Source organism: Altererythrobacter sp. CAU 1644 (assembly GCF_029623755.1).
Lineage (GTDB): Bacteria > Pseudomonadota > Alphaproteobacteria > Sphingomonadales > Sphingomonadaceae > Erythrobacter > Erythrobacter arenosus.
This window is the reverse complement of sequence record NZ_CP121106.1, coordinates 1,634,583-1,646,288: the sequence shown is the minus strand read 5'-3', so window position 1 is coordinate 1,646,288 and position 11,706 is coordinate 1,634,583. Positions and strand designations below refer to the sequence as shown.

Sequence of the window (11,706 nt, the reverse complement as noted above, 5' to 3'; positions counted from 1 at the left end):
CATGGCGATTCAATCCGGTCGTTCCAGCGATCTCTCCCACTCAAGCGCATGCTTCACGATCAGGTCGAGATCGTTGAAACGCGGCTGCCACGGCAGTGTCGCGCGAATGAGGGCCGGATCGCTGACGAGCGCATCGGGATCTCCCGGACGGCGCGGCATCAGCTCGCGCCTGATCGTCGTTCCTGCCACACGGTCCACGGCGTCGAGCACTTCGAGGACGGAATAGCCGCGGCCGTAACCGCAATTCATCTGCATCGATTTCTCGGGCTCGGCGATCAAATGCTCAAGTGCGAGGACATGGGCGGCCGCAAGGTCGCTGACATGGATATAGTCGCGTACGCCCGTGCCGTCCGGCGTCGCGTAGTCCGTCCCGAAGACCGCGACTTGATCGCGCTTGCCGAGCGCCGCTTCGACCCCGACCTTGATCAGATGGGTCGCGTTCCGCGTGGCCTGCCCGCTGCGGCCATCCGGATCCGCGCCAGCGACGTTGAAATAGCGTAGCGCACAATGGTTCATTCGATGCGCCGCGCTGACGTCGCGCAGCATCTGCTCGCTCATCAGCTTCGACCAGCCGTAAGGGTTGATCGGGCTGAGGCTGGCCGTCTCGGTAACCGGCGTCACTTCAGGAATGCCGTAGGTCGCCGCAGTGGAACTGAAGATGAAGTGCCGGATCCCCCGGTCCACCGCCATTTCGATCAACCCGCGCGTCCTGACGGTGTTGTTGTCGTAATACTTGAGCGGATCGCTCACCGATTCAGGCACCACGATCGAACCTGCAAAATGCATGATCGCACCAATGCCCTGCTCGTCGACGATCCGGTCGAGCAGCGCGCGATCGGCGATATCGCCCTCGTAGAACGGAACGCCTTCCGGTACTGCCGTGCGAAAGCCAGTCACGAGATTGTCGATAACACTGACCGCCCAACCGGCATCGCGCAAAGCCAGGACCGCATGGCTGCCGATATATCCGGCTCCGCCCGTGACGAGGACGGGCAACTTGCTCTTCTCGCTCATTGAAAGGATCCCTGCAGCAGCAGGCCGAGGTTGGTTAGGGGGATTACAGACCCGACCATCATGGCTTCGCGTGAAATGACCATCACTCCGTAAACATGCTTGCTCGATCGCGTCGTAACCGGACCCGAATTGACCGACAAGTCTGCCATTGGAATGGTCTCGTTATGGTTCGGAGCCAGCACATTCGGGCACCGTCTCCCACCTTAGGAAGCGATGATACTCCAAATGCGCTGTTGATAGATCGCTATCTTGCTGACAGCATGTGCATGACGCGCGGCAGTCTCCCCTCGACGGGTTTGCAACCAACACAGAACATATGGGAGTATTCTGGGGTGCGATAGGCGTTATCCCGGTGGGGTGTGGTGCGGTAATGGGAAAGCTTGTTCAACCTCTACAAGCTGAAATCTTCAAGGACGACAGAAGTGCAGAGCGGCGAACGCTCCGCCTGACCGCGAGCGTTGGCTCATCGACCAACTGGGATCGGGTGTTGATCCATGACCTGTCAGAAGCCGGCCTCATGTTCGAAACTTCAGCCGACCTGGCCACTGACGAGATCGTCATGGTCGACCTCCCGTTCATAGGCTCCAGCGAGGCGCGGATCGTCTGGCGCAAGGAGAAGTCCTACGGCTGCGAGTTTCTGACCCCCGTCTCCCGCACCATGGTCAGCGCAGCGCTGCTGCAAGCGTCATCGAACCTTTCGGAACCGGACGCCGGCGCACGGATCGAGGAGATGGAAGTGGGCATCAGGCCCAGCCTCGAGGAAATGACCGAGTGGAAGGTCGAATTTGAAGCGACGCGCGGCGCCAACGGATATCGTCTCGTCGGCTTCCGCCAGACCAAGGACGGCATGACCATCGCAATGGTGACAAAGACGCATTGAGCGGGATCTGCCGCGCTGGACGCACCGTCGAACGGTGAAAAAACCCGTCTACCCGATGCCACTGGGCGGCAACTCTTTTGGGTAATATCAATCGAAATGGCGCACCTGTAACATCCATCCCCGGTTGAGCCGGCCGGAAACCGTCAGTTTTCCGAGCGGGCCAATCAGGGAAAAAATAAGGTGAAGGGTGAAAGCGATGGGTGAAGCCAACGGTCGTTTGGAAAAGCGGGGTCTCGCGGGGATTGAGGCAGATCTTCTGAAAGCAGAGGAGGCCTTTGCCGATGCGGATGCGCGCTTCAAGGAAGCCGAGCAGGATCGTCGCGCAGCACTCGAAACCATCAACCTGCATCAGCGCGAGATGGACGAGGCATTCGCCGAACTGCGCAAGCTCAGCATTCCCGGCACCCGCTGGCGCTCAGAGCAGGCAGGCGGTGAAGAACCGCTCGAGCTTCATTCCGAAGATATCGTCACAGATGGGCGGCGCGTTGCCGCTGGCGAGCCCAGCCTGACATCCGAGGCCACCAAGAAAGCCTTTGCCAAGGATTTCGAGTTGCTGAAAGCTTCGGCCAAGGCCCGCAATGACGATCCGGTCCTGAAGGTCGTGGCCAGCCCAAAGGGGTAGTCGGCACGCCAGTCTGGCGCGATTTCACGACTGAACCGATTGGGCTCGCCCTGATTGCCGGCGATGGCTGAGCCGCGCTGTCGGCGGGGTTTCGACCGGTAGAGGCCAAGCGCCCACTGCTACTCTCCGAGCTAACTCTAAAGCGCAATGGCGGGCCATTCGCCGGAGGTGGTACTCTGGCGAGGCAAAGTGGACAGATCATTGAAAGCCCCCATGAGGATTCTCGCGCTCTCGGACATCGCAGAACGCAAGCTCCCCGGCCTATCCGGGTTGATGCATGCTGTTCGATCGTCTTGGTCGCGCAGGAAGTCGGCCGCGATATTCACCTGCTTCGCTGCGGTCCTGTTGGTCTCGGGACCATTGCCGCAGCGGGACTCGCGCGCTCAAGGTGCACAACCGGCCAGCGAGTTGACGGTCAACTTCGGGCGTGAACTCGTCACGGGCGCAGCCAATGAGACCGGAATGGCCGCTCTCGCAGCCGAAGGCGTTCTCGCCAAAGCCAGCCTGATCGATGCAAAACCCTTCCATTACGGCGGCTCGGTATCCAACCGGGTGAGGGCCGCAGACTGCCTGGCGGCCGCCGCCTGGTACGAGGCGGGCAATGATCCGGTCGGACAGCGCGCTGTCATCCAGACCGTCATCAACCGGGTAAATCATCCGGCCTTTCCCAATACGGTCTGCGGGGTCGTATTCCAGGGCTCGGAACTGAGCACGGGCTGCCAGTTCACCTTTACCTGCGATGGTTCGCTGGCCCGACGGCAACCGCCAAAGTCCAGCTGGAAGAAGGCACTGGCGCTGTCGGAAGATGCGCTCAATGGCTTCGTCGATACCTCGATCGGAACCGCAACACATTACCACGCTTCCTACGTCAATCCGTGGTGGAGCAGTAAGCTGGAACGACTAACTTCGGTCGGGCCGCATATCTTCTATCGCTGGGCCGGAGCGAGAGGTTCGTTCCGCAAGCAAGCGTTCTTCGGCACCGAGGCCGAATATCGCGAACTGGTCCGCAAGAGCACTGAACGGGGAGCCATTGGACCTGGCCTGGAAGACGGTGAAATCGATCAGGATCTGGCCAACCTGCATGGCGATGGATTGGTTCCAGGTACGAGAACACCGACCGTCCCGGTCAGTAATGCGATCTTCATGCAGGTGGGGGATGCGAGCGCCAGCGGACGCTGGGCCATCTCGGCAATGAAGGCGTGCGAGGGACGTCGGGCGTGCCAGGTGTTGGGATATGGTGACGGGGGGAAGGTCCAGGCGAACCAGCAGCGCAGCGCATCAGAACGCGATCGGCCGCTATTCCTGTTCGTGCGGGATGCCGCTTCGTCGATGAACATCGCCTTGTGGGATTGCGAGCGGACATCGCGACCGCAGCAAAGCCAGTGCCTGCCGACGGATCGCGGCGCGCTACTCAACTTGATGCGCGAACGCAGCTGAACTCAGTCAAACAGTCGAGTGCTCCGCGGGGTTCGCCCCGCGTCAGGCGCTGGGCAGTGGCGTGCGCTGCTGCGAGGCGACGTGATAGTGCGAGAAGCCCCGCGTGCTGGCCCACATGGCCGCTTGCGTGCGGTTGCTGACATCGAGCTTGCGCAGGATCGCCTTGACGTGGACCTTCACCGTGGCTTCGCAAACGTCGAGTTCGCGCGCGATGACCTTGTTGGAATAACCGGCCATCAGGCAGCAAAGAACGTCGCGCTCGCGCGATGAAAGATTGGCATCTTCCATTTCGTGCTCGAGATCGCCGCCGCCGATAGGATGCTCGAAGTTGTGCTGGCTGAGCACATTCGCGAGTTCGGACGGCAGCACCTTCTCGCCCAGGGTCACGAGACGCAGGGCTGTAATCAGCGGCTGCGAGCTCATCGACTTGACGATATAGCCGTCCACACCGGCATCGAAACACTCGATCATGCTGCTCATGTCGAACTGTTCGACCAGCACGGCGATTTTGGCCAAGGGATAGGCGGCGCCTATTTCTTCGATGGCCTTCATCTGGACGTCGCGGTCCTGAAGATCGATTACTACCGAGAAATCGCAATCAACCCGTGCTTCGATTATTTTTTCGACTTTTCGGCAAGACACAAGAATGTTGAACCCGTCAGAGGACAGGATTCGATGCAAGCCCTCGCGGGAAATATCATGAAGGCTGACTAGGCACAGGTCGCTGGACATTTCGAGTTTCCTCGGATTTTCGTAGTTTACCCCAGACCGTTCATTGCAACACAACCACGGTAGGATTTTCTGACGAATTATTGCCGTGGCAGCGACTCCGAACGGCTAAGTGATATGGTGCTGTAATCCCCCCAAAGAATCAACGGCGTTTTTTCAGTTAGCTAAAATAGTCTCACAAAGGGACAGAATGGTACATTTCGGTCGCCGGGAATCGGCGCGAGAATGGCCCATCTGCGCTGTGAGCGCGATGCCGGAGCGGCCAGCGCCGCCCGGATATCGGATGAAGCAAGCCGTCGAAGCTGCTGTCTAGAAGAACGATTCCTGAACCGTGATCGTGTCGCCCGGCGCAACCTTCAGCGCCGCCTGGCCGAGCTTGACCAGCTTGCTTTCAGGCCAGGACTGGCGCCTCAATATCACCGAGCCCTTGTCCGCCCGCGGAGTATAACCGCCGGCCTTGGCCACCGCCTGTTCCAGCGTGAGCTCGCCATTGTGGGGATACTCGCCCGGCGAGGCCACTTCACCGAGAATGAAGAAGGTGCGATGCTCCATGATCTCGATCGAGACCTTGGGGTAGAGAACGTAGCCGCCTTCGGCGAGGCTCTGCTCGATCAGCTTGGCTACCTCGGGCGGCTTCTTGTCCTGGACGACAACCGGTTCGATCAAGGGAAGCGCAAGGATCCCACCTACACCAACATCGTATTCACCGGTCAGTGTTTCCTCGTCGAACACCGTGACCTTCAGCCGGTCGCCCGCGCCAATCAAATAGCCGGTCGAGATTTCGCTGTTGGCTTGCGCCACGGACACCGACCCCAGGTTAGTCGACGCGCAAGCGGCCGACATGAGGCACGCCGCGACCAGGAGAGCGGTTCCCAAGAGACGGGGCTTCGAAACGCTCGTTGCAATGTCCATCGGAAATTTCTCCCTCTCGAATCTGCTGCGACCAATTTGGGGGCAGCGCCGCGCGATTGCGGGATGTCGCATCACCCAGACTGAAACGGATAAGCGATTGATGCTTGGGTTTATATTACCATTTGGAGGGAGAATTCGCGCCCACGAGCAATCCCATTTAGCCCCTTTGGCTGGATTCGACTTACAACCGATGCGCGATTGTCCGTTGGGGCAAACTGGTGAAGCTTGTGAATTGGCTCACTGCTGCATCGAACCGATCTCAGAGTGCGCCAGGGCAGTTCATTGGCCAGCACTAGAAAATAAAGACTGATGCACACGACAAAACATGACAGTGCTCTGAGAGAAGCGAAAACATCGGGGGACAGGAAGCTGTTTAGCACAGCCTCCTCACTCTCCGAACGCGAACTCATTCTCATGGCTGCCGATCTCGCTAATCACACCCGCGAGCGCGACAGTCGGTTGAGCCGCGCGCTCGATATCGTCGTGGCGCTGGCCATGCTCATCTTCCTTCTTCCTGTCATGGTGCTGGTTGCCGCCAGCATCGCTATCACGAGCCCGGGGCCGATAATCTTCAAGCAGGAGCGGATGGGGATGAATGGGCGGACCTTCGGATGTCTCAAGTTCCGCACCATGCGATGTGATGCGGAGCAGGCGCTCAGCGCACTGCTCGCCGCCCGTCCCGAACTACGCTACGAATGGGCCAGCACCCAGAAACTTGCGCAGGATCCGCGCATTACGGGGGTCGGATCTTTCCTGCGCCACTCGAGCATCGACGAGCTTCCTCAGCTCATCAACGTGCTCCGCGGCGAGATGAGCCTGGTCGGCCCGCGACCGATCGTGGCGAATGAAGTGCCCCGCTATGGCCGCTACATTACAAGTTATTTCAGCGTGCGCCCCGGTCTGACCGGGCTGTGGCAGGTAACGGGACGCAATGAATCGAGCTATCGGCGCCGGGTTGCGGCAGACGTGCTCTACTCGCGTTCAAAGTCGCTGATGTTCGATCTGAAGATACTGCTGATGACGATCCCGGCAGTGCTTTCCGGGAAGGGGTCCTGCTGATGACCGAAAGTTCGATCGATCAGATGAGCCAGAATATGAATGTCCAGAGTAAGATCGCTGCCGGTACAGCGAACAGCAACCCGCGACCGAAGCTTGCGCCCTTGACGGCCGCTCGGCGGGAACCGCGGACTTTAACAGAAGTCGAAGACTTCTTCGCGCCGATCGCACTATCCATAATGGCTAACAACCTACTCCTTTTGGCTGAGAAAGGCCATAGGGCAATTACTCAAGCTTGGTACTGGGTAAGAACGCAGTTTTCCGGCTGGAGGTTCCAGCAATTTGGCCCGCGCGAATGGGCACGGTATCAAGGCGCCGCCGGGGGTGGATTGCTGATCGCATTCTTCCGTGAAATTCAGGATGTTGCCTTTGTTGTCCGCCTCCTGATCGCTCCGAGGCGCAAGAGCCGCGAAAGCGTTTATCGCGCGATTGTCGTGCGCTCGGCGGCAAAGAAGCAGACCCACAGGATCCTCGCGCTGCGCCTCGCCGCCTTCTGCTGCGTCTGCATGGTCGCGCCGCGCGTAGCCCATGCCGAAGCGCCCGATGTCATCACGCCGATCGAGATGTTCGATCCGGATGCCGGCGACGGCATTCGGGTTTCGCCGGGCTTTATCCTCTACCCGCGCGCAACCGCGGATGTCACTTACGACACCAACATCTACAATTTCGAGAATGCCGAGGTTGAGGACGCCGTCATGTCGTTCCGCCCGTCATTCGCGCTGCGATCCGATTTCGCCCGGCATGCCGTGTCGCTCGAAGGCGGCGCCGAGATCAGGCGCTATTTCGACATCTCCGACGAGAATAGCGAACAATACCGGCTCAACGCGCTGGCGCTGCTCGAGCTCGGGTACGGGATCGACGTCGAGGCAACCGCAGGCATCGCCCGCGCGATCGAGCGACGCGGTACGGCAGGCGACCTGTTCCTGACCGACGAGCCGGTCGCATTCGACGTCAAGCGCGCCGGGCTTGAGATCAAGCGCACCGGCAATCGCCTGGAACTGGCGGTCGCTGCCAGAATTCTCGACCGCGAATACTCCGACACCCTGGTCGGCGGCGTGCCGGTCGATCTATCGCGGCGCGACGTCACGGTTCGCAGGGCCAGCGGGCGAGCCGATTTCGGTCTCAACGCGCGCACGAGGCTTTTTGCAGAGATCAGCGGAAACGAGATCGACTACGACATCGCCACGATCCCGCCTCGCGACTCCAGCGGCTATGCCGGGCTGGTCGGCGTGAAGCACGAACTGACCGCACTGATCGATATCGAAGCCGGCGTCGGTTTCATCCACCAGGACTTCGACAATCCGGCGGTGAGTTCGGCCAAGGGGTTCAATTACCGTCTGGCGGCAAGCTGGACCCCGAAGCCCGAGTGGCGGATCACTGCCAGCGCCAGCAAGGTAGTCGATCCGAGCCGCAGGCTAGATTCGCCTGCGATCATCACCAATGAATTCAGGCTTGGGGCAGAACGCGCGCTGGGCGACCGCCTGCTGGTCAGCGCCGAAGTGGGATATGTTGAAGAGGACTTCCGCGCCTCGCCTCGCAAGGACAAGCGGTTCGTGGCGGGGGCATCGGCAATCTATCGCCTGGCGGACAAGATCGGCCTGACCTTTGGGGCGGGATACCGCGACCAGGACGGCGGGGCATTCGGCCGTTCGTACGACGGATTCTCGGCCTCGGTAGGCGTGAGGGTCGCGTGGTGATGGTAACTTGGAAAATCTTTGAAGGGCAGTTTGGGCTCAACCCTCCTCCCGGCATGGCGGAGCAATAACATGAGTGGATCGCGAGAACTCGTCAGGAGCAACAATCACGGGACCGGGACTGCGGTCGCCCATTACGGCGAGCGCTCATTGGTGCCCTCCGACCAGATGGATTTGTCAGGCAGCCTGAGCTTCTTTCGCAGGCAGCTCAAGCTCATCCTGATCGTAACCGGGCTGGCATTGCTCGGCGGGCTGGCACTGTCGCTGCTTGTCGGGAAGACCTACCTCGCTGAATCGACGGTCATGCTCACCAACGATGCGGCGATTGTCACCCAGTCCACCACCGCGACTTCACCGCAGACTGCGCTCAGCGCCGAAGTGGTCGACACACAGATGGAAGTCATCACCTCGCAGGAGATGGCCAATCGCGTGGCAGGTGCGCTTGGGCTGACCAACGGAGTCGATGCAGGTGAGCGACGGAAAGTCCTCGACGAACTGCAGGAAAACGTGTCGGCGCGGCGGGCAGGCGAAAGCTATGCCCTGACCATCGCCTACCAGGCGGAAGAACCGGAGGATGCGGCAAAGATCGCCAACGAGTTCACCCGCCAGTACGTCAATTGGGACGTAGCCGAAGAGCGCCAGCGCAACGAGGACGCACGAAAAATCGTGGCCCAGCGCTTGGCCGAGCTACGCGACCAGGCACAGGCCGATACCCAGGCCCTGCAGCAATATCGCATTCAACATAATCTGCTCAGCACTTCGGGCGCATCCCTGACCGAGCAAGAAATCTCCAGCTACAACCAGGAAGTAACGAACGCGCGGGCGGCCGCGGCCGAGGACCAGGCGCGTTTGCGCACTGCACTCGCCCAGCTCCGCTCGGGTTCGGTCGGTGACGATGTCGGTGAAGCGCTCGGCTCACCGGTCATCAACTCGCTACGATCGCAGGAAGCGCTCGCCGCGACGGCAGTGGCCGATCTTTCAGCCAAATACGGGCCGAACCATCCGCAGCTCATCCGCGCGCAAAGCCAGCTCGACGAAGTCCGGCGGAGGATCGAGGCCGAGATTGGCCGCGTCATTTCGAACCTGCGCGCCAAACAGGAAGTGTCGGCCCAGCGGCTCGCTTCTCTCAACAGCAGCCTATCCTCAGCCCGGGCAAAGCTGTCGCAGAACAATGATGCCATGGTCGGCCTGAGCGAAGTCGAGCGTGCCGCGGAGGCTTCGCAGGGCATCTACGAGACCTACCTCAATCGCTACAAGGAACTGATCGCGGCCGAAGGCAGCGAAAAGGCGAATGCGCAGATTCTGACGCTGGCGCAGACCCCGATCCTGCCGCACTCGCCCAACATCCCGCTCAACCTGGCGCTGGCGCTCGTAATCGGGCTCGGCCTCGGCATTCTGGCAGCCTATATCAGGGAAGCGCTCTTCAACGGAGTGTTGACCCCCGACGAGATCGAGCGCGAGTTCGGCATGCCGTGCCTTGCCTCCATCCCGCTCCTCTCTTCGGTCGATACTGCGGGAGAACATCCGGCGACCGCCATTCAAGACGCCCCGAAATCTCCTTTCGCAGAGGCATTCCGATCGCTGGGCGCATCGATCGACCTGGCCAGCTATGGCCAGGCCAAGGTGATCGCGGTGACTTCGGCGCTGCCCAACGAAGGCAAGACCGTGATGTCTTGCTGCCTCGCCAGCGTGCTGGCGGCGGGTGGACAGAAGACCATGTTGATCGATTGCGATCTGCGGCGCCAAGGGATCAGCCGCCTGCTCAATATGCAGGCCGGACAGAAGGGCCTGATCGATGTGCTGAACGGCTCCGCCCCGATCGACTTCGAGCAATATGTCGGCGACAATGTCTTCTGCGTCCTTCCGCTATCGCCGAGCAAGGAGGAGCCCGAGCATCTCTTACGCGGCGACGAATTCGTCGAACTGCTCGAAAACCTGCGCGGCCATTTCGATCGCATCATTCTCGACCTGCCGCCGATCCTCCCGATCGCTGCCACCCGCATCCTGGCCAGTCGCGCCGATGCCGTGGTGATGGCGGCCAAGTGGCGTGAGACTTCGCGTTTTGCGATCCGCGCTGCCCTGCGCAGGCTGCCGCCCGACCAGGTCAATGTCGCGGGCATGGTGCTCAGCGGGGTCGACATGAAGCGGCGCTCGTTCCTCGATCCGCACGATCCATATTTCTATTACTCGCAGTACAAGGAATATTATGCCTAGTCTCATTTCTGCGAGGCCAGGGTCAGGATAATCCCTTGATGCACGGAAGCTTTTCGGAACGGCGCGTCGCGATCATCCACTACTGGTTTGTCTCAATGCGCGGCGGCGAACGCGTGGTCGAACGACTGCTGCGCCTGTTCCCCAATGCCGACATCTTTACCAATGTCTATGACCCGAAGAGCATGTCCGCCATGCTCAACCGGGCGCCGATAAAGGCCGGGTTTGTCAATCGACTCCCATTCGCGCGTCGCCTCTACCAGTATTACCTGCCGCTGATGCCGATGGCCCTGGAAGGCCTGGACCTCAGCGATTACGACCTGGTCATCAGCAGCGAATCCGGGCCGGCCAAGGGCGTCATCACCCGCCCGGATGCAATGCACCTGTGCTATTGCCATTCGCCCATGCGCTATATCTGGGATCACTATCATCAATATCGCGCCGAGGCTCCGGCGATCGCGCGCGGGGCCATGCCTTTTCTGTATCATCGGCTGCGGCAATGGGACGTGGCGTCAAGCGCCCGGGTCGATCATTTCGTCGCAAACTCGCACTTCATCCAGCAGCGCATCCGCAAGGTGTGGCGCCGCGAGTCCGACGTCATCCATCCTCCGGTCGAGACTGACCTGTTCACGCCGTCAAGTGAAGTTGGCAACAGCTATCTGTGGGTCGGCCAGATGGTTCCCTACAAGCGGCCGGACCTCGCGGTGAAGGCCTTCAATGCCAACGGCCTGCCGCTCACCATGGTCGGCACCGGGGGAATGCTGAAAAAGCTGAAGGCCATCGCGCGGCCCAACATCACCTTCGTCGATCGGCTGGACTTCGAGTCCCTGAAACAGGCCTATGCCCGCTCAAGGGCCCTGGTCATGACGGCCGAAGAGGATTTCGGCATTACGCCGGTCGAATGCATGGCCTCGGGCCGCCCGGTCGTGGCTTTCGGACGCGGAGGCGTGAGAGATAGCGTCGTTCCGGGCCGGACTGGCGTCTTCTTCAATCAGCAGAGTCCTGAGTCGCTGATCGACGCTGTCAACGAGATGGAATTGTTCCTCAAGCATTTCGATCCTGCCGCTGCGGTCGACCAGGCCAGGCTGTTTGCGCCGGAACAATTCGATCGCAAGATCATGCAAGTGGTACGGACGAGCTGAAGGATGGCC

10 protein-coding genes are annotated in these 11,706 nt (G+C 60.5%); 7 read left to right on the top strand and 3 right to left on the bottom strand.

The features are described from left to right. Positions 1 to 9 precede the first annotated feature (9 nt). Entirely contained in the window at positions 10 to 1,014 is a 1,005-nt protein-coding gene (galE, locus tag P7228_RS08075; protein WP_278014736.1) for a UDP-glucose 4-epimerase GalE, read from the bottom strand. A 370-nt stretch (positions 1,015 to 1,384) separates the two neighbouring features. Here galE and P7228_RS08070 point away from each other — a divergent pair, with 370 nt between their 5' ends. From P7228_RS08070 to P7228_RS08060, 3 genes are all read left to right on the top strand, one after another. After that, positions 1,385 to 1,894: a PilZ domain-containing protein gene (locus P7228_RS08070; protein WP_278014735.1), complete on the top strand. Its 510-nt coding sequence runs from the start codon at positions 1,385 to 1,387 to the stop codon at positions 1,892 to 1,894. Between the two features lie 196 nt (positions 1,895 to 2,090). Continuing rightward, the gene (locus P7228_RS08065; protein ID WP_278014734.1) at positions 2,091 to 2,516 is read left to right on the top strand and encodes a hypothetical protein; all 426 of its coding nucleotides are present in this window, start codon (positions 2,091 to 2,093) and stop codon (positions 2,514 to 2,516) included. Between the two features lie 462 nt (positions 2,517 to 2,978). After that, positions 2,979 to 3,953: a cell wall hydrolase gene (locus P7228_RS08060; protein WP_278014733.1), complete on the top strand. Its 975-nt coding sequence runs from the start codon at positions 2,979 to 2,981 to the stop codon at positions 3,951 to 3,953. A gap of 42 nt (positions 3,954 to 3,995) precedes the next feature. On the opposite strand, the gene P7228_RS08055 is transcribed toward P7228_RS08060, so the two are convergent. Together P7228_RS08055 and P7228_RS08050 are read right to left on the bottom strand one after the other, a co-directional pair. Next, on the bottom strand, positions 3,996 to 4,685 hold the full coding sequence (locus P7228_RS08055; protein ID WP_278014732.1) for a response regulator transcription factor: 690 nt from the start codon (positions 4,683 to 4,685) through the stop codon (positions 3,996 to 3,998). 306 nt (positions 4,686 to 4,991) lie between these two features. Then, positions 4,992 to 5,483 carry a polysaccharide biosynthesis/export family protein gene (locus P7228_RS08050; protein ID WP_278014731.1) on the bottom strand — a complete coding sequence of 164 codons (492 nt, stop codon included), beginning with the start codon at positions 5,481 to 5,483 and terminating at the stop codon, positions 4,992 to 4,994. A gap of 525 nt (positions 5,484 to 6,008) precedes the next feature. Between P7228_RS08050 and P7228_RS08045 the strand changes: the two genes are divergently transcribed. The 4 genes from P7228_RS08045 to P7228_RS08030 all read left to right on the top strand — a co-directional run bounded on the left by P7228_RS08045 (position 6,009) and on the right by P7228_RS08030 (position 11,697). Then, positions 6,009 to 6,653, top strand: coding sequence for a sugar transferase (locus tag P7228_RS08045; protein WP_278014730.1), 645 nt, complete (start codon positions 6,009 to 6,011; stop codon positions 6,651 to 6,653). A 326-nt stretch (positions 6,654 to 6,979) separates the two neighbouring features. Next, the gene (locus P7228_RS08040; RefSeq protein WP_278014729.1) at positions 6,980 to 8,347 is read left to right on the top strand and encodes an outer membrane beta-barrel protein; all 1,368 of its coding nucleotides are present in this window, start codon (positions 6,980 to 6,982) and stop codon (positions 8,345 to 8,347) included. A 69-nt stretch (positions 8,348 to 8,416) separates the two neighbouring features. Next, positions 8,417 to 10,558, top strand: coding sequence for a GumC family protein (locus tag P7228_RS08035; protein ID WP_278014728.1), 2,142 nt, complete (start codon positions 8,417 to 8,419; stop codon positions 10,556 to 10,558). A 38-nt stretch (positions 10,559 to 10,596) separates the two neighbouring features. Beyond that, positions 10,597 to 11,697 (top strand): glycosyltransferase, encoded by a 1,101-nt coding sequence (locus P7228_RS08030; protein ID WP_278014727.1) that lies wholly within the window; start codon positions 10,597 to 10,599, stop codon positions 11,695 to 11,697. Positions 11,698 to 11,706: the final 9 nt, after the last annotated feature.

What these genes read in the sequence shown, in the direction of transcription:
- galE (WP_278014736.1), bottom strand. Translation starts at nt 1,014, where the DNA reads ATGAGCGAGAAGAGCAAGTTGCCCGTCCTCGTCACGGGCGGAGCCGGA.
- P7228_RS08070 (WP_278014735.1), top strand. Translation starts at nt 1,385, where the DNA reads ATGGGAAAGCTTGTTCAACCTCTACAAGCTGAAATCTTCAAGGACGAC.
- P7228_RS08065 (WP_278014734.1), top strand. Translation starts at nt 2,091, where the DNA reads ATGGGTGAAGCCAACGGTCGTTTGGAAAAGCGGGGTCTCGCGGGGATT.
- P7228_RS08060 (WP_278014733.1), top strand. Translation starts at nt 2,979, where the DNA reads ATGGCCGCTCTCGCAGCCGAAGGCGTTCTCGCCAAAGCCAGCCTGATC.
- P7228_RS08055 (WP_278014732.1), bottom strand. Translation starts at nt 4,685, where the DNA reads ATGTCCAGCGACCTGTGCCTAGTCAGCCTTCATGATATTTCCCGCGAG.
- P7228_RS08045 (WP_278014730.1), top strand. Translation starts at nt 6,009, where the DNA reads ATGGCTGCCGATCTCGCTAATCACACCCGCGAGCGCGACAGTCGGTTG.
- P7228_RS08035 (WP_278014728.1), top strand. Translation starts at nt 8,417, where the DNA reads ATGAGTGGATCGCGAGAACTCGTCAGGAGCAACAATCACGGGACCGGG.
- P7228_RS08030 (WP_278014727.1), top strand. Translation starts at nt 10,597, where the DNA reads ATGCACGGAAGCTTTTCGGAACGGCGCGTCGCGATCATCCACTACTGG.